Origin of the sequence: Streptomyces sp. NPDC052079, assembly GCF_040680275.1 — a bacterium.
GTDB lineage: Bacteria > Actinomycetota > Actinomycetes > Streptomycetales > Streptomycetaceae > Streptomyces.
The window spans coordinates 391,826-415,915 of the sequence record NZ_JBFAWL010000002.1 but is presented as its reverse complement, the minus strand read 5'-3'; the positions used below and the strand labels follow the sequence as shown (position 1 = coordinate 415,915).

Annotated in this window: 21 protein-coding genes; 12 read left to right on the top strand and 9 right to left on the bottom strand. The window is 68.6% G+C overall.

Annotation, left to right across the window (positions count from 1 at the left end; translation table 11 throughout):
* The first annotated feature begins 36 nt into the window (after positions 1–36).
* From murJ to trxA, 6 genes are all read left to right on the top strand, one after another.
* Positions 37–2,325 (top strand): murein biosynthesis integral membrane protein MurJ, encoded by a 2,289-nt coding sequence (gene murJ / locus AB0L56_RS06365; protein ID WP_361026761.1) that lies wholly within the window; start codon positions 37–39, stop codon positions 2,323–2,325.
* Positions 2,326–2,467: 142 nt separating this feature from the next.
* Positions 2,468–4,156: a protein kinase family protein gene (locus AB0L56_RS06360; RefSeq protein ID WP_365419614.1), complete on the top strand. Its 1,689-nt coding sequence runs from the start codon at positions 2,468–2,470 to the stop codon at positions 4,154–4,156.
* A gap of 28 nt (positions 4,157–4,184) precedes the next feature.
* Positions 4,185–4,907 (top strand): RNA polymerase sigma factor SigM, encoded by a 723-nt coding sequence (sigM, locus tag AB0L56_RS06355; RefSeq protein ID WP_365419612.1) that lies wholly within the window; start codon positions 4,185–4,187, stop codon positions 4,905–4,907.
* Positions 4,904–5,815, top strand: a complete 912-nt coding sequence (locus AB0L56_RS06350; protein ID WP_365419608.1) for a hypothetical protein — start codon at positions 4,904–4,906, stop codon at positions 5,813–5,815. The genes sigM and AB0L56_RS06350 overlap by 4 nt, the downstream gene beginning before the upstream one ends.
* 186 nt (positions 5,816–6,001) lie before the next feature.
* Positions 6,002–6,970 (top strand): thioredoxin-disulfide reductase, encoded by a 969-nt coding sequence (gene trxB / locus AB0L56_RS06345; protein WP_365419605.1) that lies wholly within the window; start codon positions 6,002–6,004, stop codon positions 6,968–6,970.
* 41 nt (positions 6,971–7,011) lie between these two features.
* On the top strand, positions 7,012–7,344 hold the full coding sequence (gene trxA, locus AB0L56_RS06340; protein ID WP_037936319.1) for a thioredoxin: 333 nt from the start codon (positions 7,012–7,014) through the stop codon (positions 7,342–7,344).
* 106 nt (positions 7,345–7,450) lie between these two features.
* On the opposite strand, the gene AB0L56_RS06335 is transcribed toward trxA, so the two are convergent.
* The 9 genes from AB0L56_RS06335 to rpmH form a co-directional block, all read right to left on the bottom strand.
* Positions 7,451–8,068 (bottom strand): GNAT family N-acetyltransferase, encoded by a 618-nt coding sequence (locus AB0L56_RS06335; protein WP_361026744.1) that lies wholly within the window; start codon positions 8,066–8,068, stop codon positions 7,451–7,453.
* Positions 8,069–8,384: 316 nt separating this feature from the next.
* On the bottom strand, positions 8,385–9,485 hold the full coding sequence (locus tag AB0L56_RS06330) for a ParB/RepB/Spo0J family partition protein (RefSeq protein ID WP_365419600.1): 1,101 nt from the start codon (positions 9,483–9,485) through the stop codon (positions 8,385–8,387).
* Positions 9,482–10,558, bottom strand: coding sequence for a ParA family protein (locus AB0L56_RS06325; protein ID WP_361027151.1), 1,077 nt, complete (start codon positions 10,556–10,558; stop codon positions 9,482–9,484). The genes AB0L56_RS06330 and AB0L56_RS06325 overlap by 4 nt, the downstream gene beginning before the upstream one ends.
* Before the next feature lie 341 nt (positions 10,559–10,899).
* Positions 10,900–11,619, bottom strand: coding sequence for a 16S rRNA (guanine(527)-N(7))-methyltransferase RsmG (gene rsmG / locus AB0L56_RS06320; RefSeq protein ID WP_190164601.1), 720 nt, complete (start codon positions 11,617–11,619; stop codon positions 10,900–10,902).
* Between the two features lie 120 nt (positions 11,620–11,739).
* Positions 11,740–12,252: a R3H domain-containing nucleic acid-binding protein gene (locus AB0L56_RS06315; RefSeq protein WP_361026737.1), complete on the bottom strand. Its 513-nt coding sequence runs from the start codon at positions 12,250–12,252 to the stop codon at positions 11,740–11,742.
* 15 nt (positions 12,253–12,267) lie between these two features.
* Positions 12,268–13,539 carry a membrane protein insertase YidC gene (gene yidC, locus AB0L56_RS06310; protein ID WP_365419596.1) on the bottom strand — a complete coding sequence of 424 codons (1,272 nt, stop codon included), beginning with the start codon at positions 13,537–13,539 and terminating at the stop codon, positions 12,268–12,270.
* A 3-nt stretch (positions 13,540–13,542) separates the two neighbouring features.
* Positions 13,543–13,917 carry a membrane protein insertion efficiency factor YidD gene (gene yidD / locus AB0L56_RS06305; protein ID WP_361026731.1) on the bottom strand — a complete coding sequence of 125 codons (375 nt, stop codon included), beginning with the start codon at positions 13,915–13,917 and terminating at the stop codon, positions 13,543–13,545.
* Positions 13,914–14,285, bottom strand: coding sequence for a ribonuclease P protein component (rnpA, locus tag AB0L56_RS06300; RefSeq protein ID WP_365419592.1), 372 nt, complete (start codon positions 14,283–14,285; stop codon positions 13,914–13,916). Before rnpA ends, yidD begins: the two co-directional genes overlap by 4 nt.
* Positions 14,286–14,306: 21 nt before the next feature.
* Positions 14,307–14,444, bottom strand: a complete 138-nt coding sequence (rpmH, locus tag AB0L56_RS06295) for a 50S ribosomal protein L34 (protein ID WP_003956500.1) — start codon at positions 14,442–14,444, stop codon at positions 14,307–14,309.
* A gap of 375 nt (positions 14,445–14,819) precedes the next feature.
* Between rpmH and dnaA the strand changes: the two genes are divergently transcribed.
* From dnaA to gyrB, 6 genes are all read left to right on the top strand, one after another.
* Positions 14,820–16,811 (top strand): chromosomal replication initiator protein DnaA, encoded by a 1,992-nt coding sequence (dnaA, locus tag AB0L56_RS06290; protein WP_365419589.1) that lies wholly within the window; start codon positions 14,820–14,822, stop codon positions 16,809–16,811.
* Positions 16,812–17,679: 868 nt separating this feature from the next.
* Positions 17,680–18,810: a DNA polymerase III subunit beta gene (gene dnaN, locus AB0L56_RS06285; RefSeq protein ID WP_190164605.1), complete on the top strand. Its 1,131-nt coding sequence runs from the start codon at positions 17,680–17,682 to the stop codon at positions 18,808–18,810.
* Between the two features lie 165 nt (positions 18,811–18,975).
* Positions 18,976–19,851 carry a phosphogluconate dehydrogenase (NAD(+)-dependent, decarboxylating) gene (gene gnd / locus AB0L56_RS06280; RefSeq protein WP_365419586.1) on the top strand — a complete coding sequence of 292 codons (876 nt, stop codon included), beginning with the start codon at positions 18,976–18,978 and terminating at the stop codon, positions 19,849–19,851.
* A gap of 72 nt (positions 19,852–19,923) precedes the next feature.
* A complete protein-coding gene (gene recF / locus AB0L56_RS06275) occupies positions 19,924–21,045 on the top strand; it encodes a DNA replication/repair protein RecF (RefSeq protein WP_365419584.1) in 1,122 nt (373 codons plus the stop codon).
* Positions 21,042–21,584, top strand: coding sequence for a DciA family protein (locus AB0L56_RS06270; protein ID WP_365419582.1), 543 nt, complete (start codon positions 21,042–21,044; stop codon positions 21,582–21,584). Before recF ends, AB0L56_RS06270 begins: the two co-directional genes overlap by 4 nt.
* Before the next feature lie 433 nt (positions 21,585–22,017).
* On the top strand, positions 22,018–24,078 hold the full coding sequence (gyrB, locus tag AB0L56_RS06265; protein WP_361026713.1) for a DNA topoisomerase (ATP-hydrolyzing) subunit B: 2,061 nt from the start codon (positions 22,018–22,020) through the stop codon (positions 24,076–24,078).
* The last annotated feature ends 12 nt before the right edge of the window (positions 24,079–24,090 follow it).

Genomic DNA, 24,090 nt, shown 5'->3' with positions numbered 1-24,090 from the left:
TGGCCGGTGGGCCAGGGACGATGAGGTGGGGTAACCATGAACGCGCCGTACGACGGTGACCGCGGCGACGCCGCGGCCAACTCGGGCCATCCCGAGTCGGACCCCGCCGGGGGTCCGCCGCCCGGGCACGACCAGGCGTCACAGCCACCCGCCGACCCGTACGTCCAGGACGCCTACGCCCAGGACCCCTACCGGGCGCAGGACATCGACACCCAGGACCCGGTCGCGGAGGCGCTCTACGACCGGTCGGCGCACCCGCCGCCCCCGCCCGGCGCGCAGCAGCCGCAGCAGCCCCTCTACGGGCAGCCGCCGCAGTCGCCGTACGCGCCCGACCCCCGGGTGTGGGCCCGGACGCCCGCCCCGGAGCCGGACGGCCCCACCCAGCACCTGCCGTACGGCGACGACCCGCGCACCACGCAGTACGTCGGCGTGGACGACCTCGTCGGCCAGGCGGGGGAGCAGCGCCACGGGCCGGACGCGTTCGCACACCTCTTCCGCGACCAGCAGCAGAGCGGCGCCTTCCCCGACCAGCACGGCGGCCAGGCCCGTCCCCAGGGCGGCCCGCCCCAGTACGCCTCCGCCCCGGTGCCCGGACCCGCGGCCCCGACGCCCGGCCACTACGCGGGCGCCACTCCGCCCCCCGCGGCGGAGCCGGCGGCCCCGGAACCCGCGTCCGCGCCCGCCCCGAAGAAGGGCGGCCGCGCCGGCGGTCTGCTGAAGTCCAGCGCCGTGATGGCGGCGGGCACGATGGTGTCCCGCCTCACGGGCTTCATCCGGTCCGCGCTGATCGTGTCGGCCCTGGGCCTCGGCCTGCTCGGCGACTCCTTCCAGGTCGCCTACCAGCTGCCGACGATGATCTACATCCTCACCGTCGGCGGCGGCCTCAACTCCGTCTTCGTGCCGCAACTCGTGCGCGCCATGAAGGACGACGACGACGGCGGCGAGGCCTACGCCAACCGGCTGCTGACGCTGGTGATGGTGGCGCTGGCGGTGCTCACCGCGGCCGCCTGGCTGGCCGCCCCACTGCTGGTGCGCGCCCTGTCGAACCCCGTCGCCTCGGATGCCGCGGCCAACGAGGTCGCCGTCACCTTCACCCGGTACTTCCTGCCCTCGATCTTCTTCATGGGCGTGCATGTGGTGATGGGTCAGATCCTCAACGCGCGCGGCCGGTTCGGCGCGATGATGTGGACCCCGGTCCTGAACAACATCGTCATCATCGTCACGCTGGGCACGTTCATCTGGGTCTACGGCACCGCCGCGGACTCGAAGATGCAGGTCTCGAACATCCCGCCGGAGGGCCTGCGGCTCCTCGGCATCGGCGTACTGCTGGGTCTGGTCGTGCAGGCCCTCGCGATGATCCCGTACCTGCGGGAGACCGGCTTCCGCATGCGGCTGCGCTTCGACTGGAAGGGCCACGGCCTCGGCAAGGCGGCGATGCTCGCCAAGTGGACCATCCTGTTCGTCCTCGCCAACCAGGCGGGCGCGCTGGTCGTCACCCAGTTGTCCACCGCCGCGGGCCTGGACTCGGACGTCGAAGGCACCGGTTTCGCCGCCTACGCCAACGCCCAGCTGATCTGGGGTCTGCCGCAGGCCATCATCACGGTGTCCCTGATGGCCGCCCTGCTGCCGCGCATCTCCCGCTCGGCGGCGGAGGACGACGGGGGCGCCGTCCGCGACGACATCTCCCAGGGCCTTCGCACCACGGCCGTCGCGATCGTGCCCATCGCCTTCGGCTTCCTCGCGCTCGGCATCCCGATGTGCACCCTGATCTTCGGGTCCTCGGGCACCAGCGCGGCCACCAACATGGGCTACATGCTGATGGCGTTCGGCCTCGGCCTGATCCCCTACTCCGTGCAGTACGTCGTCCTGCGCGCCTTCTACGCCTACGAGGACACCCGGACCCCCTTCTACAACACGGTCATCGTGGCCGCCGCGAACGCGATCGCCTCCGGCCTCTGCTTCCTGGTGCTGCCGGCCCGCTGGGCCGTCGTCGGCATGGCCGCCTCGTACGGCGTCGCCTACGCCCTCGGGGTCGGCGTCGCCTGGCGCCGGCTGCGCAAGCGGCTGGGCGGCGACCTGGACGGCGCCCGGGTGCTGCGGACCTACGCCCGCCTGTGCATCGCCTCCGTCCCGGCCGCCCTGCTCAGCGGCGCGGCCTGCTACGGCATCAGCAACGCGCTGGGCCAGGCGGTCCTCGGCTCGTTCGCCGCGCTGCTCGGCGGCGGGGCCGTCCTGCTGGGCATCTTCTACGTCGCCGCACGCCGGATGCGGATCGAGGAGGTCAACTCGCTGGTCGGTATGGTCCGGGGACGCCTGGGACGCTGAGGCAGGGGGTAGGCGCACAACCATCATCGGCCCCCGCGTGTCGTGCATAGCGGCGGACTGTGGGCACAATTGGGTTCGGCGTCGGACTGCGCGCGATGGACGCCGGGCCGACGCGCAATGGATGGGGAGGCAGGGAACGACGGTGGCGGAACGGAGCACAGCTGCCGTCGACGTGGCAGACAACAGCGGCGAGCAGCCGCTGACCGCAGAGGCGGACCAGTCCACGGCCGACGGGGTGGCCAAGAACCGGGAGCGGGACACGGACAGCGACGAGGCACAGGAGAGCACCGGGGCCGAGGGCTCCGGGAAGACCTCGCCGCCCGAACTGCACAGCGGCCACAAGCTCGCCAGACGCTACCGCCTCGAAGAGTGCGTCACCCGTCTGGACGGATTCAGCAGTTGGCGTGCCGTGGACGAGATGCTTCGCCGCGCCGTCGGTGTGCACATCCTGCCCGCCGATCACTCGCGTGCCCGTTCCGTGCTGGCCGCGGCGCGCTCCTCCGCCCTGCTGGGCGACCCGCGCTTCGTCCAGGTGCTGGACGCCGTCGAGGAGAACGACCTCGTCTACGTCGTCCACGAATGGCTGCCCGACGCCACCGAGCTGACCACCCTCCTCGCCTCCGGACCGCTGGAGGTGTACGACGCCTACCAGATGGTCAGTCAGGTCTCCGCCGCCATGGCGGCTGCGCACCGCGAGGGCCTCGCCCATCTGCGTCTCAACCCCAACGCGGTGCTGCGTACCTCGACCGGCCAGTGGCGCATCCGCGGCCTCGCCGTGAACGCGGCACTCCGCGGCGTCAGCTCGGACACCCCGCAGCGCACCGACACCGAGTCCATCGGCGCCCTGCTCTATGCGGCGCTCACCCAGCGCTGGCCGTACGAGAGTGACGCCTACGGCATGTCAGGTCTGCCGAAGGACATCGGTCTGATCCCGCCCGACCAGGTCCGGGCCGGCGTCCACCGCGGTCTGTCCGAACTGGCCATGCGCGCCCTCGCCAACGACGGCGCCACCGCCTCCCGCCACGAGTCGCCGTGCACCACTCCCGAGGAGCTGGTGAAGGCGATCGGCGAGATGCCCCGCATCCGTCCGCCGGAGCCCGCCTTCACCGCCCCGCCGGACTACCAGCGAACCACGTACCAGCAGGGCTCCTACGGGCGCCCCGCCACTCCTCCCCACGCCACCCAGCCCACGCCGGTGCCGCCTCCTCCGCTGCAGAGCCGCACCGGCAAGGCGTTGAAGTGGGCCGTCTCGGCCCTGCTGATCGCCGCGCTGGGTCTCGGCAGTTGGCAGCTCGCGGACGCGCTCATGGACCAGGGCGGCAAGGCGGAGGACACCAACAAGACCCAGACGACGGAGGGCGACGACAACAGTCCCAAGAAGCCCGCCGGCAAGCCGATAGCGATCCAAGGCGCACAGGACTTCGACCCGTTCGGCAGCGACGGCTCCGAGAAGCCGGGCGACGTGGGCAAGGTGTACGACAGCGCATCCGGTACGTACTGGCAGACGGATTACTACCTGAGCACGGACTTCGGACGACTGAAGTCCGGTGTCGGTGTGATCCTCGATCTCGGCAAGAGCCAGAACATCGGGAAGGTCACTGTCTCCTTCGTGGGGGGCACCTCGGTCGAACTGCGCGCGGCCTCCGGCGACACACAGCCCACGTCCTTCGACGGTTACTCCAAGGTCGCCGAGGGATCCGGCTCCACTGTGACCCTCAAGCCCCAAAAACCGGTCGAGTCCCGGTACCTTCTGGTGTGGCTGACCGAACTGCCGCAGACCAGTGACGGCAACTTCCGTGGCCGTGTCGTGGACGTCAAGGTGAGCAGCTAGGCCTTCTGCGACAAGGGGAGGACGGCCGATGGCGGACGGCGCCGCATTCGAAGGGGCGAGTGACCAAGAGCTGCTCACTCGCCATGTGGAGGGCGACCCGGATGCCTTCGGCGAGATTGTGCGGCGGCACCGCGACCGGCTCTGGGCCGTGGCCCTGCGCACGCTGGGCGACCGCGAGGAAGCCGCTGACGCCGTGCAGGACGCCCTCGTCTCCGCCTACCGGGCCGCCCACACGTTCCGAGGCCAGTCGGCCGTCACGACGTGGCTGCACCGGATCACCGTGAACGCCTGTCTGGACCGTGCCCGGAAGGCTGCATCCCGGAAGACCGCGCCGGTCGACGACCCGGAGCGCCTGGAGCAGCTGCTCGAGCCCCACGAGTCCGCCTCGGCGCCCGCGGAACGCAACGATCTGCACCGCCAGCTCATCGAAGCGATGGGCACCCTCCCGCCCGATCAGCGGGCCGCGCTCGTTCTCGTGGACATGCAGGGCTACCCGGTGGCGGAAGCCGCCCGCATCCTCGATGTGCCCACCGGCACGGTGAAGAGCCGCTGCGCTCGCGGCAGAGCCAGACTCCTGCCCCTGCTCACTCATCTACGGCCGGACGGCACCGGTGAGGGCAAGCGGGGGGAGTCGCGGAACCGGACCCCGGGTTCCTCCGTCCCACCCGCAGCGGGTCCCCGGCGACCGGACCCGCAGGACGCAGGATCGAATGACCCGGCTGGAGCGAAGGGCGGAGGTGGGCGAGCGTGACGTCGACGAAAGACATGGCGGAGCACCCGGATGTCGCGGAGATCTCCGACCTCACCGAGGGGCTGCTCCCGTCGGCCCGGAGCGCGGACGTACTCCGGCATCTGGACGCGTGCGAGCTCTGCGCGGATGTCCATGCCTCACTCGAGGAGATTCGGGACCTGCTCGGTGCGGTGCCGGGGCCGCCCCGCATGCCCGCCGACGTAGCGGGCCGTATCGACGCGGCTCTGGCCGCGGAGGCATTGCTGCACTCCACCGCTCCTCAACCCGAGACGGCCGGGGAGCTCCCGGCTACGTCTCCCGCATCGCCCGACACCGATCAGGCGCATGTTTCACGTGAAACATCGACGCCTTCGAACGGGCCGACCGGACGTCCTCGCCCCTCCACGACAGGCCCGGGCCGCAAGAACCGCCTCCGCAGCGGACGCCGACGGATCGCGGTCCTGGGCACCGTGTTCACCGTCGCGGCGCTGGGGCTCGGATCGGTGGTGCTGTCCATGAACGACGACACGGGTCCCGGCGACGGGCATCGGACCACTGCCTCGGACACCTTCTCCGAAGAGACACTGGAGAGGCAGGTCACCGACCTTCTGGCGCGGAGCCAGGAGAAGGGCAACGGTTCCAGCTCCCCGCACACCTTCGGACTGGAATCGGAGTCCGGCGCGGCAAACCCCAGGGTTCTCAAGGCGCCCCCGGTGCCGGAGTGCGTCCGCGAGGGCATCGGCCGCAATGATGCCGCCCTCGCCACCGAACAGGGCACCTTCAAGGGAGAGCAAGCACTTCTCGTGGTGCTTCCCCATACGTCGGACGACACCCGCGTGACCGCGTACATCGTCGAGGCGACGTGCGTCAGCAATCCGTCCTCGTCCGCTACGGCGAAGGTTCTGCTGAAGCACTCCTACACGCGCTGACGATCGACGCTTGGACCCTGCGTGGTAGCCCGTACGGTGTGGCCCATCCCTGGGGACTAGGGGTTGCTCCGTGTGCCCCGTCACGGCGGGAATGCCTGCCCCTTAGGATCCGTTGGGTGGGGTGAGAGGTCCGACAATGATGCTCCCCCGGTCGAACGACGCAGACCAGAGACGAGGAATCAAGCCGTGAGCGACGTCCGTAACGTGATCATCATCGGCTCGGGGCCCGCCGGCTACACGGCGGCGCTCTATACCGCCCGTGCGTCGCTGAAGCCCCTGGTGTTTGAGGGCGCTGTCACCGCCGGCGGTGCGCTGATGAACACCACCGAGGTCGAGAACTTCCCCGGCTTCCAGGACGGCATCATGGGCCCCGAGCTCATGGACAACATGCGCGCCCAGTCGGAGCGCTTCGGTGCCGAGCTCGTACCGGACGACGTGGTCTCCGTCGATCTGACCGGCGAGATCAAGACCGTGACCGACACCGCCGGCACGGTGCACAAGGCCAAGGCCGTCATCGTCGCCACCGGCTCGCAGCACCGCAAGCTCGGCCTGCCGAACGAAGACGCCCTCTCCGGACGCGGTGTCTCCTGGTGCGCAACGTGTGACGGCTTCTTCTTCAAGGACCAGGACATCGCCGTGATCGGCGGTGGCGACACCGCGATGGAGGAGGCCACCTTCCTCTCCCGCTTCGCCAGGTCCGTGACCATCGTCCACCGCCGTGACACCCTGCGCGCCTCAAAGGCGATGCAGGAGCGCGCCTTCGCCGACCCGAAGATCTCGTTCGTCTGGCACAGCGAGGTCGCCGAGGTCCAGGGCGACCAGAAGCTTTCGGGTCTGAAGCTGCGCAACGTGAAGACCGCCGAGCTCTCCGATCTGGCGGTGACGGGCCTGTTCATCGCGATCGGCCACGACCCGCGCACCGAGCTCTTCAAGGGCCAGCTGGACCTGGACGAAGAGGGCTACCTCAAGGTCGAAGCGCCCTCGACCCGCACGAATCTCCCGGGTGTCTTCGGTGCCGGCGACGTGGTCGACCACACCTACCGGCAGGCGATCACTGCGGCCGGCACAGGCTGTGCCGCCGCCCTCGACGCCGAGCGCTTCCTCGCCGCTCTCGCGGACGAGGGCAAGCCCGAGCCCGAGAAGACCCCTGCCTGACCCCCACCCGCCCCACGCACCAACCAGTTAAGGAGCCCGCCGTGGCCGGCACCCTGAAGAATGTGACCGACGATTCCTTCGAGCAGGACGTCCTCAAGAGCGACAAGCCCGTCCTGGTGGACTTCTGGGCCGCCTGGTGCGGCCCGTGCCGCCAGATCGCTCCGTCCCTCGAGGCCATCGCCTCGGAGTACGGAGACAAGATCGAGGTCGTCAAGCTGAACATCGACGAGAACCCGGGTACGGCCGCCAAGTACGGCGTCATGTCCATCCCGACCCTGAACGTGTACCAGGGTGGCGAGGTCGCCAAGACCATCGTCGGTGCGAAGCCGAAGGCCGCGATCGTTCGCGACCTTGAGGACTTCATCGCCGACTGATGGCTGACCGCCCTCCGGCGGTACATGTTTCACGTGAAACACGAATCGGCCGGCCCCCTAAGGGGCCGGCCCATTCGCATGAGGCGCGGAGCGTGCGCGGGATGTGTCAGAGCGGGCGCAGGACAGGCTCCTTCTGCACGGCTCCGAGCAGCCGGTCCAGCGCCATCTCCACGTCTTCCTTCCAGGAGAGTGTCGTCCTCAGCTCCAACCTGAGCCGGGGGTACGCGGGGTGCTGGCGCACCGTCTTGAATCCCACGGCCAGCAGATGGTCGGCGGGCAGGACACAGGCCGGTTCCTTCCAGCGCGCATCGCCGAAGGCTTCGATCGCCTTGAAATTGCGGCGCAGCAGGTCCTTCGCCACCGTCTGCACCATCACTCTCCCCAGTCCCTGACCCTGGTACGCCGGCAGGATGAACGCTGTCATCAACTGCACAGCATCGGGCGACACAGGGCTGGTGGGGAACGCCGTGGAACGGGGCACATAGGCGGGCGGGGCATAGAGGACGAAGCCCACGGGGACGTCGTCGACATAGACGACCCTTCCGCAGGATCCCCAGTCCAGGAGGACGGCTGAGATCCAGGACTCCTTCTCGAGCGCGGAGGTTCCCGCCTTTACCGCTGCCTCGCCGCTGACGGGGTCGCGCTCCCAGAAGACACACGAGCGGCAGCGCTGGGGGAGATCCTGAAGGTTGTCCAGCGTGAGCGGTACGAGCCGACGGCCCATGAAGGCTGTTCCTCGCTTCCTTCGCCCGCTGCCTCGCGGGCGGCTGTCAGAGCGCTCCGTTCTCTGAGCAGGCTGCCGACGAAGCCGCTGACGGCGCCCACCCCCAGTCCCGCATACAGCAGTCCGGTGCGGCTCGTCATTCGCATGGCCCCTGCCTTGGTCTCAGAGGTACTGCCCGGGAGGATGCGCCATATCCGAACGCATCGTATCCATGAAGCGATTGCGTCGATACCGCCAAAAAGCAAAGGGCGGACCGTGTTCCGGCACACACCGGACACGGACCGCCCTCCTCGGCTGATCGGGGGCCGCCGAGCGCTCAGGATTCGTCCTCCGCGGAGTCCTCGTCCATCAGACTCTTCTGCAGAACGGGGCCCTCACCCGGGGCGAGTGTGCCGAGGATGCGTTCCAGGTCTTCCATGGAGGCGAACTCGACGGTGATCTTGCCCTTCTTCTGTCCCAGGTCGACCTTCACCCGCGTCTCGAAGCGATCCGAGAGACGCGTCGCCAGATCACTCAGTGCCGGGGACACCAAAGCGCCGGCACGCGGGCCCTTTGAGCGTTGAGCCTTCTGGGGCCGTGAGCCCATCAGGGTCACGATCTCCTCGACTGCCCGCACCGACAGGCCCTCAGCCACAATCCGGTGGGCCAGCCGGTCCTGCTCCTCGGAGTCCTCGACGGACAGCAGGGCACGTGCGTGTCCGGCGGACAACACACCGGCGGCGACCCGGCGCTGAACGGTCGGCGACAGCTTCAGCAGACGCAGCGTGTTGGACACCTGCGGACGAGACCGGCCGATGCGGTCAGCCAGCTGATCGTGCGTGCAGTTGAAGTCTTTCAGCAACTGGTCATAGGCGGCCGCCTCTTCGAGAGGATTCAGCTGAGCGCGGTGCAGGTTCTCCAGCAGCGCATCCAGAAGGAGCTTCTCGTCGTCCGTCGCCCGCACGATGGCCGGGATGGCCTCCAGCCCTGCCTCGTGACAGGCACGCCAGCGCCGTTCACCCATGATGAGCTCATAGCGCCCAGGTCCCACCTGCCGTACGACCACGGGCTGGAGGAGACCGACCTCCTTGATGGAGGTGATGAGCTCGGACAGAGCATCCTCGTCGAACACCTCACGCGGCTGCCGGGGGTTCGGGGTGATGGCGTCGAGGGGAATCTCGGCGAAGTGAGCACCCATGGGAGGCGCGGGCACAGCCGCAGCGGCCATCGCCGAGGACTCCTCCGTTTCACGTGAAACAGTGGGCAGCGTCGCCACCTTCGCGGCGGCCACCCCACGGTCGTTCGGCATCACCGGGACCGCCGCAGGAGACGTCGAGGCCGTACCTCCCAGCGTGGCCGGGGGCACCGTCTTCTCTGTCGGGGCAACAGGGATCAGGGCACCGAGACCACGGCCCAGCCCCCTCCGTCGATCACTCACTGGACGCCCTCCACCATGTTCGGATCATTTTGCTGTGCGCCGATGTGCGCCTGCGATGCGTCATACCTGACGCCGACACCTCGCAGCGCGATCTCTCGTGCCGCCTCGAAGTAGGAGAGGGCACCGCTCGATCCAGGATCGTAGGTCAACACCGTCTGCCCATAGCTAGGCGCCTCCGAGATACGGACGGATCGAGGGATGCTCGTTCTCAGGACCTCATCACCGAAGTGGGTGCGCACCTCGTCGGCGACCTGGGACGCGAGCCGCGTCCGGCCGTCGTACATGGTGAGCAGGATCGTCGATACATGCAGGGCGGGGTTGAGGTGCCCCCGTACCAGATCGACATTGCGCAGCAGCTGCCCCAGGCCCTCCAGCGCGTAGTACTCGCACTGGATCGGAATCAGGACCTCCTGGCCGGCCACCAGGGCATTGACCGTGAGCAGACCGAGTGAGGGCGGGCAGTCGATGAGGATGTAGTCCAGCGGCTGCTCGTAGGCCTGGATGGCCCGCTGCAGCCGGCTCTCCCGCGCCACCAGTGACACCAGCTCGATCTCCGCACCGGCGAGATCGATGGTGGCGGGTGCGCAGAAGAGTCCCTCGACGTCGGGGACCGGCTGGACGACCTCTGCCAGAGGCTTACTCTCCACCAATACGTCGTAGATGGAGGGAACTTCGGCGTGATGGTCGATCCCCAGGGCTGTGGACGCATTGCCCTGAGGGTCGAGGTCGACAACCAGGACACGGGCACCGTGCAGCGCAAGCGACGCGGCAAGGTTGACCGTCGTCGTCGTCTTGCCGACCCCGCCCTTCTGGTTGGCGACCACGATGACGCGGGTCTGCTCGGGCCGCGGCAGGCCCTCACCGGCACGGCCCAGAGCCTCCACCGCCAGCTGGGCAGCACGACCGATGGGAGTGTCGTCCATCGGAGGCGGTGTTTCACGTGAAACATCCGCCCCCGTCGATTCGGTACGGGGACCGGGGACCGGGTCGGTCATCGGTCCCGCGATGTTGGCGTCGGACCGCAAGGATTCACTCTCCTCGACTTCAGGCTCGCGATGAACAGAGCCTCCCATGCCTTCGGGGTGGTGAACCAGTGAGGCCTGACGTTCTGTGGAGAAATCCACCTCTGTGGACAACTCCGTGACCCTTGGGGAGGCCAATGTCTCATCGGGACCGGGGTCCTCTCCGAGCGAACCAAGAGGTTTCCGGTCACGGGGTTCGGCCGCAGCGCGGCCCCGACTGATGATGCCGTGCAGCAGTGAGCGACGTTTCACGTGAAACACGATGCACAGCAGCCGAGGCGGCGCTGTCGCGACACTCCGGTATGCATGGGTTTGGCAGCTTGTGTGGAGTACGTCTGGCCCTCAGGGCAGGCCATATTTCCGTCGGACTGCCCGTCGTCGGTCCCCGCTCGCTATCCGCGCCGTCGTCGGGCCCGTCCTGTGCGGGCCGCCTTCGCACGCTTGGCGGCGAACCGCACACCTCCAGGACTCTCACCGACCTCGACACGCACCACGGTGGACATCGGGTCCACGACCCCCTCGCCCACATGCACGATCGATGTCGCCACGGCACCGAGCTTGCTCAGGGCCGTGGAGGCGCTCTTCAGCTCCTCCTCGGCAGCATCACCCTTGAGCGCGAGCATCTCGCCGTACGGCCGCAGGAGAGGAATGCCCCAGGTGGCAAGGCGGTCGAGCGGAGCAACGGCTCGAGCGGTCACCACATGCACCGACGGCAGCTTCCCCATGACCTCCTCGGCGCGGCCGCGTACGACCGTCACATGGTCCAGGCCGAGCAGCTCCACGACCTCGGTCAGGAAGTTGGTGCGCCGCAGCAGCGGCTCCAGCAGAGTGATCTTGAGATCCTCCCGGACCAGCGCCAGAGGGATGCCCGGCAGACCTGCCCCAGAGCCGACATCGCACACCGTCACCCCCTCGGGTACGACCTCCGAGAGCACCGCACAGTTCAGCAGATGCCGCTCCCACAGGCGGGGTACCTCGCGCGGACCGATCAGGCCGCGCTGCACGCCCGCCTCGGCGAGCAGCTCCGCGTAGCGGACCGCGTCCGCGAAGCGATCACCGAACACCTCGCGGGCCTGCTCGGGCGCAGGGGGAAGCTCCGCTGCCTCCGTCACGGGGGACCGTCCTTCCGTACCGTGCCGGCACGGGGCGCCGACACCAGAACCAGAACTATCAGGCTGACAACATTCGGCCCCGTCTGCGCAACAGACGGGGCCGGTGAAATATGGGACCGATCAGGCGGGAAGCACGACGACGAAGCGCTGCGGCTCCTCGCCCTCGGACTCGCTGCGGAGGCCGGCTGCCTTGACCGCGTCGTGCACGACCTTGCGCTCGAACGGCGTCATCGGGTCGAGCTTCACGGGCCGACCGCTGCTCTTGGCCTCGGCGGCGGCCTTCGCGCCGATCTCGGACAGTTCGGTCCGCTTCGTGGCCCGGAAGCCCGCGATGTCGAGCATGAGGCGGCTACGGTCCCCGGTCTCCCGGTGCACGGCCAGACGCGTGAGCTCCTGAAGTGCTTCCAGCACCTCACCGTCACGGCCCACCAGCTTCTGCAGGTCACGGCTGCCCGTGTCGCTGATGATCGAGACAGAGGCGCGGTCGGCCTCGACGTCCATGTCGATGTCGCCGTCGAGATCGGCGATGTCGAGCAGACCCTCCAGGTAGTCCGCCGCGATCTCGCCCTCCTGCTCCAGGCGGGTCAGGGTGTCTGCGCCCTCGGCAGCGGCGGCAGTGGTGCCTTCCGTCACGGGATGGACTCCTTCTTACTTCTTGGACGGGGACTTGGGCCGCTGCGGACCCTTGCGCTGTCCGGACTGGGCCTTGCTGCGGGTAGTTCCGCCGGGCTTGGCGTTGCCCTTCTTGGCAGCGGAGGCGGGCTTGGCGTCCTGAGGCTCGTCGGACTTCGTCAGCGAGGTGGACTCACCCGCCGCCTTGGCCGCCCCGGACTGGCGCTGGGACTTGCTCTGCCTCTTGGGCTGCTGTCGCTTGGGAGCGGCGCCGGTGCCGGCCCGCGTGCCGTCCTCCGCCTGGGCCTCGGCAGAACTCTCGCTCTTGATCACCGCGCCGTCGGTCTGTGCGGCGAGACCCGCCTTGTTCAGACCGTTGATGAACTTGCGCTCGTACTCGTTGCGATCCCGCCCCTTGGCGACGATGGCCTTGACGATGGCGCGCTCGCGGCGATTGCGGGTCTTGCCGTGCCGGGTGACGTGCTTGGACAGGCGCTCCAGGTACGCGGCCTGAGCCTTGGAACCCGGCGTGGGGTTGTTGTGGATGACGTACATCTGCTGGCCCATGGTCCACACGTTGGTGGTCAGCCAGTAGACGAGAACACCGACCGGGAAGTTGATGCCGAAGACCGCGAAGATGACGGGGAAGATGTACATCAGCATCTTCTGCTGCTGCATGAACGGCGTCTTCACGGAGGTGTCGACGTTCTTCGTCATCAGCTGGCGCTGCGTGTAGAACTGCGACAGCGACATCAGCACGATCATGATCGCCGTGACGACGCGGACATCGGTCAGCGATGAGTTGAGCGCCTCGACCTTGTCCGAGCTGTCCGTGAACTTCGCGGCGAGCGGAGCACCGAAGATGTGGGCCTTCTGCGCGCTCTCCAGCAGACGCTCGTTGATCACGCCGACGGTGTCGTTCGACGCGATGCTGTTGAGCACGTGGTAGAGGGCGAAGAAGAACGGCGACTGGGCCAGGATGGGAAGGCACGAGGAGAGCGGGTTGGTACCCGTCTCCTTGTAGAGCTTCATCATCTCTTCGGACTGGCGCTGCCGGTCGTTCTTGTAGCGCTCCTGGATCTTCTTCATCTCCGGCTGGAGCGTCTGCATCGCGCGTGTGGCCTTGATCTGCTTCACGAAGAGCGGGATCAGGCAGATACGGATCAGGATCACCAAGGACACGATGGACAGGCCCCAGGCCCATCCTGTGTCAGGCCCGAAGATGGCGCCGTACACGCTGTGGAACTGGACGATGACCCAGGAGACAGGTGTCGTGATGAAGCTGAAGAGGCTGGCAATCGTGTCCACTAATCATGCTCCTTGGGCATGGGACGAAGTCTCTGCGGCCGGGCTCGAAGGACTCGTCGGACGTGTGGGAGGAGTCTGTCCTTCGGTGGCCGGTTCGGCGGCGGAGGTCCCGCCCTTGCGTGCACGCCAGGCGTTACGCAGCATTTCGTGCCACCGCGGACGCTTACGCGGCGGGACATGGTCCACACCGCCCAGCGACCACGGATTGCACCGCAGGATGCGCCAGGCCGTGAGTGCGGTGCCCTTGACGGCACCGTGCCGGTCGATGGCCGTGTAGCCGTAGTGGGAACACGACGGGTAGTACTTGCATACCGGCCCCAGCAGTGGACTGATCGTCCACTGGTAGAGCTTGATCAGAGCCAGCAGCGGGTACTTCATCGCGCGCCCCCTCCCAGCAGCCGCTGCAAGGCGGCATCCAGGTCTCGGGCCAGCTGTGCGTGGTCGGCGTCGCCCGCACCGGGCAGCGCTCGTACGACTACCAGGCTACCGGGGGGCAGTCGGTGGACTCGCTCGCGCATCAGGTGGCGAAGCCTGCGCTTCACCTTGTTGCGCACCACCGCGCCGCCCACGGCCTTGCTCACGACGAAACCCGCACGCGATGGGGGAGCGCTCTCCCCAGGCGCATGCGGGTCCGTTGCACCGCTACGAAGGTGGACGACGAGATGCGGGCGCCCGGCCCGGCGCCCTCGTCGTACCGCGGTCGCGAAGTCCTCGCGCCGCCTCAGCCGGTTCTCGGTGGGCAGCACGACGTCATGACCTGACCGGGATCAGGCGGACAGGCGGGCGCGACCCTTGCTGCGGCGGGACGCGAGAATCGCGCGGCCGGCACGGGTGCGCATACGCAGCCGGAAGCCGTGGGTCTTGGCGCGGCGACGGTTGTTCGGCTGGAAGGTGCGCTTGCTCACTCGGGGGCTCCAGAAGAAATCGGTTCTTGCGGGGTGCCGTCCTGGCTGTCACCGTGCGCCCACGAGTAGCTCGCGTTACGCCCCAGTGCACCGCTGACCGATCACCTTGAGCGATCTGTGCCCATCGGAGGCAGGCGGCAGCAGCCATCGACAACTCGACCTCGTTACGGTACGCGCGGCTGCGTCATTCGGTCAAACCAACGGCCGCCGGGAGACACTTGTCCACAGCCTGGGGACAACAACTTGAACCGTACCGGCCGCGCTGACTACCGTGACTGGACTCCGATTCGTTCCCTTGACCCTCCACCACCCGATTTACATCCCGACCCGTCCTTCGCATCACACGATCGAGGGACCTGTGAGAGAGCGTGCCCTGTGGCTGACGTACCTGCCGATCTTGCCGCAGTGTGGCCACGCGTACTGGAACAGCTACTCGGTGAGGGCCGCGGACAAGGGGTCGAGGGCAAGGACGAGCACTGGATCCGGCGCTGCCAGCCGCTGGCCCTGGTCGCCGACACCGCACTGCTCGCCGTACCGAACGAGTTCGCCAAGGGTGTGCTCGAGGGCCGCCTGGCCCCCATCGTCAGCGAGACCCTGACCCGCGAGTGCGGCCGCCCCATCCGGATCGCGATCACCGTCGACGAGACCGCCGGGGAGCCCCCGTCGGTCCCGGCGCCCCGTCCACAGCCGCGGTACGAGGAGCCGGAGCTCCCCTCCGTCCGCCAGGAACGCCCCGACCGCCCAGACCGCCCCGACCGCTCGTCCGATCACCGCGAGGGGCCGGACCGGCAGGAGCGCAAGTCGTACGAGGGATACGAGGCATACGAGGGGTACGGCCGGCGCCGGGGCGACCAGCAGCCGGGCCCGTCCGGTGACCAGCTCCCCACCGCACGCCCCGCCTACCCCTCGGAGTACCAGCGCCCGGAGCCCGGGCCGTGGCGGCCGTCGCAGGAGGAGTACGGCTGGCAGCAGCAGCGCCTCGGCTTCCCCGACCGGGATCCGTACGCCTCGCCGCCGCAGGACGCCTACGGCTCGCAGGACACCTACGGCAGCCAGGACGCGTACGGCTCACAGGACGGCTACGGCGGGTCGCCTTCGCAGGACTACCGCCCGCAGCCGATGGAGCGGCCGTCCTACGACCGGCAGCGCTCCGACTACGACGCGTCGCGCGGCGACTACGACCACCGCGACGCCCGGCGCCGCGAACTGCCCGAACCGCCCACCGGCTCGGGCCACGTCCACCGCGGCGGTCCCGTGGGCCCCAACCTGCCCACCACCGGGGCTCCCGGCCCCCTTGCGGCGCAGCCCGCCCCGGCACCCGGCCCCGGTGAGCCGACCGCGCGGCTGAACCCGAAGTACCTGTTCGACACCTTCGTCATTGGTGCCTCCAACCGTTTCGCGCACGCGGCCGCGGTGGCCGTCGCCGAGGCACCGGCGAAGGCGTACAACCCCCTGTTCATCTACGGGGAGTCGGGGCTGGGCAAAACGCATCTGCTGCACGCGATCGGACACTACGCGCGGAGCCTCTACCCGGGCACGCGCGTGCGGTACGTCAGCTCGGAGGAGTTCACCAACGAGTTCATCAACTCCATCCGCGACGGCAAGGGCGACAGCTTTCGCAAGCGCTACCGCGAGATGGACATCCTGCTCGTCGACGACATCCAGTTCCTGGCGGACAAGGAGTCGACGCAGGAGGAGTTCTTCCACACCTTCAACACCCTCCACAACGCCAACAAGCAGATCGTGCTGTCCAGCGACCGGCCGCCCAAGCAGCTGGTCACCCTGGAGGACCGGCTGCGGAACCGTTTCGAGTGGGGCCTGATCACCGATGTCCAGCCGCCGGAGCTGGAGACGCGCATCGCGATCCTGCGCAAGAAGGCGGTTCAGGAACAGCTCAACGCCCCTCCGGAGGTGCTGGAGTTCATTGCTTCCCGGATCTCACGGAACATCCGTGAGCTCGAGGGCGCGTTGATCCGGGTGACGGCGTTCGCCTCGCTCAACCGGCAGCCGGTGGATCTGGGGCTGACGGAGATCGTGCTGAAGGACCTGATGCCCGGGGGCGACGACTCCGCTCCGGAGATCACCTCCACCGCCATCATGGGCGCGACCGCCGACTACTTCGGGCTGACGGTCGAGGACCTGTGCGGGACCTCGCGCGGGCGCGCCCTGGTGACCGCCCGGCAGATCGCCATGTACCTGTGCCGGGAGCTGACGGATCTCTCACTGCCGAAGATCGGCGCGCTGTTCGGGGGACGCGACCACACGACGGTGATGCACGCCGACCGGAAGATCCGCAATCTGATGGCCGAGCGGCGCTCCATCTACAACCAGGTCACGGAGCTCACCAACCGCATCAAGGCCGGCTGACGGCCGCAGGACGGACGAGGGCGCCTCCGGAGGGATCCGGAGGCGCCCTTCTTCGTGCGCCGGCGCCCGAAGAAGGGCGCCGGGCGCTGTTCGATTACGGAGCCGGGTTACGGCCGCCCTCCACAGATTCGGTGACTTTTTCCCGTCCACATCCTGGGGACCGGAAAGTTGTCCCGATCTTGTCCACAGCAGGGGCTGCCGCGAAGCCATCGAACCAGGTCAACCGCCTGTGGATTCGTGGACAAACGGTCTCCACAGACTGTGGACGAAGCCGTGGTCCACACCCTGTGCATCAAGTTGTCCACGGACAACCCACAGGACGAGGCCGGTTGTCCCCAGTGATCGGCCGGTTCTCCACATGACTGTCCACTGTTCGGCAACGCGACGCGCCCTCTCACCGGGGCGAGTGAAAGGCGTCACATCAGGCTGCCGCAGGGGGCTGTGGGAAAGGCCCGCGAACCTGGGGACGGATCTGGGGAGAACTGGCCCCCGCCTGTGCACGGGGTGTGCAGAACTTTCTGTTCTCCACAGACGGCCCTGGTTGTCCACCGGCTCCGCCCACAGGGCCCGTGGACAAAAAACCCGCGCTGAGCTGGGCAAACAAGGTTATCCACGGTATCCACAGGCCCTACTACTACTCCCGACCATAGAGAGCGAGGAATTCGTTTCGAAGGGGGTCCTGTGCACAACTCGCTGTCTCGGCCCCGGCTGCCACTCGTCACGACTTGACCCCGAGGGGCACCTACTGTCAGTGCGGTACGTCAGACTGGTCCCCGGTGTCCTTCCCTTCACAGGGGCCGACGACACCGAGTCAGACGACGAAGCCAGGCAGGGCGAGAAGCGCCGGCAACAGCAGGAGGCGGCAACAGTGAAGATTCGGGTGGAACGCGACGTACTCGCGGAGGCAGTGGCCTGGGCGGCGCGCAGCCTCCCGGCCCGTCCGCCGGCCCCTGTCCTCGCCGGCCTGCTGCTGAAGGCCGAGAACGGCCAGCTGAGCCTGTCCAGCTTCGACTACGAGGTCTCCGCGCGGGTGTCGGTGGACGCGGAGGTCGAGGAGGAGGGCACGGTTCTGGTCTCCGGCCGGCTGCTGGCCGACATCTCCCGGGCCCTCCCCAACCGGCCGGTGGAGATTTCCACAGACGGTGTACGGGCGACGGTGGTGTGCGGCTCCTCGCGGTTCACCCTGCACACACTGCCTGTGGAGGAGTACCCGGCCCTGCCGCAGATGCCGAACGCGACGGGCACGGTCCCTGGCGAGGTCTTCGCCTCCGCCGTCCAGCAGGTCGCCATCGCGGCCGGCCGTGACGACACGCTGCCCGTGCTCACGGGTGTGCGCATCGAGATCGAGGGCGACACCGTCACGCTCGCCTCCACCGACCGCTACCGCTTCGCGGTCCGCGAGTTCCTGTGGAAGCCGGAGAACCCGGAGGTCTCCGCGGTCGCCCTGGTTCCCGCCAAGACGCTCCAGGACACCGCCAAGGCGCTGACCAGCGGTGACCAGGTCATCCTGGCGCTGTCCGGCTCGGGTGCCGGCGAGGGCCTGATCGGCTTCGAGGGCGCCGGCCGCCGTACCACCACGCGGCTGCTGGAGGGCGACCTGCCGAAGTACCGCACGCTGTTCCCGACCGAGTTCAACAGCGTCGCCGTGATCGAGACCGCCCCCTTCGTGGAGGCCGTCAAGCGTGTGGCCCTGGTCGCCGAGCGCAACACCCCGGTGCGGCTGAGCTTCGAGCAGGGCGTGCTCATCCTGGAGGCCGGGTCCAGCGACGACGCACAGGCTGTGGAAAGGGTCGACGCCCAGCTGGAGGGCGATGACATCTCGATCGCCTTCAACCCGACGTTCCTGCTGGACGGCCTGAGCGCCATCGACTCCCCGGTGGCCCAGCTGTCGTTCACCACGTCCACCAAGCCCGCGCTGCTCAGCGGCCGCCCGGCGGTGGACGCGGAGGCGGACGAGGCCTACAAGTACCTGATCATGCCGGTGCGGCTCAGCGGCTGAGGTGCGCCCGCCGCGCGGCTGATCACCCTGCGCGCGGAAAGCCGCAGGTGAGGGCGTGCGTGTGAGCGCGTATGCCCACAGATGTGCGCGAGCGTCCGGGTTTAGGCTCGGACGCCGGTACGTAAGTGCCGTCACGCCACATCGCATACCTAAGGAACACAACTGATGGAGCTCGGTCTCGTCGGCCTCGGCAAGATGGGCGGCAACATGCGCGAGCGGATCCGCCGCGCAGGCCACACCGTCCACGGATACGACCGCAACCCGGACCTCGCCGATGTGCACAGCCTGCGGGAGCTTGTGGACAAGCTCAGCGGCCCGCGTGTGGTGTGGGTGATGGTCCCGGCCGGTGAGCCGACCCAGTCCACGATCGACGAGCTCGCCGGGCTCCTCGAGCCGGGCGACGTCGTCGTCGACGGTGGCAACTCCCGCTGGACGGACGACGAGAAGCACGCCGAGGAGCTGGCGGCCCAGGGCATCGGCTTCGTCGACTGCGGCGTCTCCGGCGGCGTCTGGGGCCTGGAGAACGGCTACGCGCTGATGTACGGCGGCGACAAGGAGAACGTCGCCAAGGTGCAGCCGATATTCGACGCCCTCAAGCCGGAGGGCGACTTCGGTTCGGTGCACGCCGGGAAGGTCGGCGCGGGCCACTTCGCGAAGATGGTCCACAACGGCATCGAGTACGCCATGATGCAGGCCTACGCCGAGGGCTGGGAGCTGCTCGAGAAGGCCGACTCGGTGACCGACGTCCGGGAGGTGTTCCGCTCCTGGCAGGAGGGCACCGTCATCCGCTCCTGGCTGCTGGACCTCGCGGTCGACGCCCTCGACGAGGACGAGCACCTGGACGGGCTCCGGGGTTATGCACAGGACTCCGGTGAGGGACGCTGGACTGTGGAGGCCGCGATCGACCACGCGGTCCCGCTGCCGGCGATCACGGCCTCGCTGTTCGCGCGGTTCGCCTCCCGTCAGGACGACTCGCCGCAGATGAAGATGATCGCGGCGCTGCGCAACCAGTTCGGCGGCCACGCGGTCGAGAAGAAGTAGTCCACAGAGCACGTACGCATCCACAGGACCGCTGGGCGGTCCACAACGCCGGGGGAGGTCGGCGGAACGATCATGCACGTCACGCATCTGTCGCTGGCCGACTTCCGCTCCTACCCCCGGGTCGAGGTCCCGCTCGACCCGGGGGTGACGGCCTTCGTCGGCCCCAACGGGCAGGGCAAGACGAACCTCGTCGAGGCGATCGGCTACCTCGCCACCCTCGGCAGCCACCGGGTCTCCTCCGATGCCCCGCTGGTCCGCATGGGGGCCGACCGCGCGGTCATCCGCGCCCAGGTCCGCCAGGGCGAGCGGCAGCAGCTGGTCGAGCTGGAGCTCAACCCGGGCCGCGCCAACCGTGCCCGCATCAACAGGTCCTCGCAGGTGAGGCCCCGGGACGTGCTGGGGATCGTACGGACCGTGCTGTTCGCGCCCGAGGACCTGTCCCTGGTCAAGGGCGATCCGGGCGAGCGGCGTCGTTTCCTGGACGAGCTGATCACCGCGCGTGCGCCGCGCATGGCCGGTGTCCGCTCCGACTACGACCGCGTGCTCAAACAGCGCAACACCCTGCTGAAGTCGGCGGCGCTGGCCCGCCGGCACGGCGGGCGCGCCCTGGACCTGTCCACGCTCGACGTCTGGGACCAGCACCTCGCCCGCGCGGGTGCCGAGCTCCTGGCCCAGCGTCTGGATCTGATCGCCGCGATGCAGCCGCTGGCCGACAAGGCATATGAACAGCTCGCACCCGGCGGTGGACCGGTGGCGCTGGAGTACAGGCCGTCCGCGCCCGGCGAGGCCCACACGCGCGAGGACCTGTTCGAGCAGCTGATGTCCGCCCTCTCCGAGGTCCGCAAGCAGGAGATCGAGCGGGGCGTCACCCTGGTCGGCCCGCACCGGGACGATGTGCTTCTCAAGCTGGGGCAGCTGCCCGCCAAGGGGTACGCCTCGCACGGTGAGTCCTGGTCCTACGCGCTGGCGCTGCGCCTGGCGTCGTACGACCTGCTGCGCGCCGAGGGCAACGAGCCGGTGCTGGTCCTGGACGACGTCTTCGCCGAGCTCGACACGCGCCGGCGGGAGCGGCTGGCCGAGCTGGTCGCGCCTGGTGAACAGGTGCTGGTCACCGCCGCCGTCGACGACGACGTACCTCATGTGCTGGCGGGTACGCGGTTCGCCGTGGCCGACGGAACGGTGGAGCGCGCATGAGCGAGCAGGAGCAACCCGCGGGCGGTGCCGGCAAGGCGCCCGAGCCCTCCGGTGTCGACCTGGCGCGCGTGGCGTTGCGCGCGGCCAGGGAAGCGGCACGCGCGCGGGGGAATGCGGCGCAGCAGAAGAAGCAGGCGCGGCGCGGCGGACTGCGCTCCGGCGCGCGCGCCGACCGGCGCGACCCGATGGCGCTCGGCGCGGCGATCAACCGGCTGCTCACCGAACGCGGCTGGGAGGCCCCGGCCGCGGTGGGCGGGGTGATGGGGCGCTGGCCCGAGATCGTCGGCGAGGACGTGGCCAAGCACTGCGAGCCGGAGCGCTACGACGAGGACGAACGGGTGCTGGTCGTGAGCTGCGACTCCACGGCCTGGGCGACCAATCTGCGGCTGCTCGCGCCGACCCTGGTGGCGCGGCTCAACGAGGACCTGGGGCACGGCACGGTGCGGCTGATCAAGGTCGTCGGCCCCGCCGGTCCCGCCCGTCGCTTCGGCCCTCTGCGCGCTCCCGGGAGCACCGGACCCGGTGACACGTACGGGTGACGGGGCGGCCTTTTCGCCCTCTCCGGCGACACGTGACCGACATCACAGAAATGCTTCTCAACCGTGCGTTCATGCCGCCGGTACCCGTTTCGCCGTACGACCGCACACGGTTGCGAATCGCCACCTGACTCATAAGTAGCAAAGGGTTGACGGCCGGAAGCGCTGAGTGCCCTCGTGGGGCCTCTGGGGCCCCCATCCGCATATCGGGAGTCGGACGAGACCGGTTGAGGGCGGCACATGCGGACTCAGGTGCCCGCAAACCCCCATCGATGTCAGCGCTACCGGTAGAATGGAAGACAATCCCGCCCCGATCGTGGGGACCGCCCGGGAAAAGCTGAGCAACGCTGATCAAGGCTTACCAACGCAACATGCCGCAGCCGCTCCGGCAACCTGCCGACGAGCCCGGCTCGTGCTGTGCCAGAAAGGGCGCTTCGTGGCCGATTCCGGCAACCCCAACGAGAACATCCCGTCCACCGACACCGGCGTCAGTGACGCGGCGAGCACCCCGGCCGGCGACTCCGCCGCGTCGTACGACGCGACCGCCATCACCGTCCTCGAGGGCCTGGACGCGGTCCGCAAGCGACCCGGTATGTACATCGGGTCGACCGGCGAGCGGGGACTGCACCACTTGGTGCAGGAGGTCGTCGACAACTCGGTCGACGAGGCGCTGGCCGGCTACGCGGACACCATCGACGTGACGATCCTGGCCGACGGCGGCGTCCGCGTCGTCGACAACGGCCGTGGCATCCCCGTGGGCATCGTCCCCTCCGAGGGCAAGCCCGCCGTCGAGGTCGTCCTCACCGTGCTGCACGCGGGCGGCAAGTTCGGCGGCGGCGGTTACGCGGTCTCCGGCGGTCTGCACGGCGTGGGCGTGTCCGTGGTCAACGCGCTGTCGACGCGCCTCGCCGTCGAGGTGAAGACGGACGGCTACCGCTGGACGCAGGAGTACAAGCAGGGCGTCCCCACCGCGCCCCTGCAGCGGCACGAGCCCACCGAGGAGACCGGCACGTCGGTCACCTTCTGGGCCGACCCCGACATCTTCGAGACCACGGACTACTCGTTCGAGACGCTCTCCCGGCGCTTCCAGGAGATGGCGTTCCTGAACAAGGGCCTGCGGATCAACCTCACCGACGAGCGCGAGTCGGCGAAGGCGACCGCCGGCGCGGACGAGGCGGGCGAGGACGAGAAGCACGAGGTCAAGAGCGTCTCGTACTGCTACGAGGGCGGCATCGTCGACTTTGTGAAGTACCTCAACTCCCGCAAGGGAGAGGTGATTCACCCCACCGTCATCGACCTCGAGGCGGAGGACAAGGAGCGCCACCTGTCGCTCGAGGTCGCCATGCAGTGGAACGGCGGCTACACGGAGGGTGTGTACTCCTTCGCCAACATCATCCACACCCACGAGGGCGGTACGCACGAGGAGGGCTTCCGTGCGGCGCTGACCTCGGTGATCAACAAGTACGCGCGGGAGAAGAAGCTGCTGCGCGACAAGGACGACAACCTCACGGGTGACGACATCCGCGAGGGTCTGACCGCGATCATCTCGGTCAAGCTGAGCGAGCCCCAGTTCGAGGGCCAGACCAAGACCAAGCTGGGCAACACCGAGGTGAAGACCTTTGTGCAGAAGGTCGTCTACGAACACCTCAGCGACTGGCTGGACCGCAACCCCAACGAGGCCGCGGACATCATCCGCAAGGGCATCGCGGCGGCCACCGCGCGCGTGGCGGCCCGCAAGGCCCGTGACCTGACCCGGCGCAAGGGCCTGCTGGAGTCGGCGTCCCTGCCGGGCAAGCTGTCCGACTGCCAGTCGAACGACCCCACCAAGTGCGAGATCTTCATCGTCGAGGGCGACTCCGCCGGCGGTTCGGCCAAGTCCGGCCGCAACCCGCAGTACCAGGCGATCCTGCCGATCCGCGGCAAGATCCTCAACGTCGAGAAGGCGCGCATCGACCGGATCCTGCAGAACCAGGAGATCCAGGCGATGATCTCCGCGTTCGGCACCGGCGTGCACGAGGACTTCGACATCGAGAAGCTCCGCTATCACAAGATCATCCTGATGGCGGACGCCGACGTCGACGGCCAGCACATCAACACCCTGCTGCTGACGTTCCTCTTCCGCTTCATGCGGCCGCTGGTCGAGGCCGGACACGTGTTCCTCTCCCGCCCCCCGCTCTACAAGATCAAGTGGGGCAGGGACGACTTCGAGTACGCGTACTCCGACCGCGAGCGCGACGCGCTGATCGAGATGGGCCGTCAGGCCGGCAAGCGCATCCGTGAGGACTCCGTCCAGCGCTTCAAGGGTCTCGGCGAGATGAACGCCGAGGAACTGCGCATCACCACGATGGACCAGGAGCACCGCGTCCTCGGCCAGGTGACCCTCGACGACGCCGCGCAGGCCGACGACCTGTTCTCGGTCCTGATGGGCGAGGACGTCGAGGCCCGCCGCGCGTTCATCCAGCGCAACGCCAAGGATGTCCGCTTCCTCGACATCTGAGTCGGTCTCAGC

Bases quoted from the DNA above. Each gene is read 5' to 3' on its own strand.
- murJ (WP_361026761.1), top strand. From the start codon at position 37: ATGAACGCGCCGTACGACGGTGACCGCGGCGACGCCGCGGCCAACTCG.
- sigM (WP_365419612.1), top strand. From the start codon at position 4,185: ATGGCGGACGGCGCCGCATTCGAAGGGGCGAGTGACCAAGAGCTGCTC.
- AB0L56_RS06335 (WP_361026744.1), bottom strand. From the start codon at position 8,068: ATGGGCCGTCGGCTCGTACCGCTCACGCTGGACAACCTTCAGGATCTC.
- AB0L56_RS06325 (WP_361027151.1), bottom strand. From the start codon at position 10,558: ATGGGAGGCTCTGTTCATCGCGAGCCTGAAGTCGAGGAGAGTGAATCC.
- yidD (WP_361026731.1), bottom strand. From the start codon at position 13,917: ATGAAGTACCCGCTGCTGGCTCTGATCAAGCTCTACCAGTGGACGATC.
- gnd (WP_365419586.1), top strand. From the start codon at position 18,976: ATGGAGCTCGGTCTCGTCGGCCTCGGCAAGATGGGCGGCAACATGCGC.
- recF (WP_365419584.1), top strand. From the start codon at position 19,924: ATGCACGTCACGCATCTGTCGCTGGCCGACTTCCGCTCCTACCCCCGG.
- AB0L56_RS06270 (WP_365419582.1), top strand. From the start codon at position 21,042: ATGAGCGAGCAGGAGCAACCCGCGGGCGGTGCCGGCAAGGCGCCCGAG.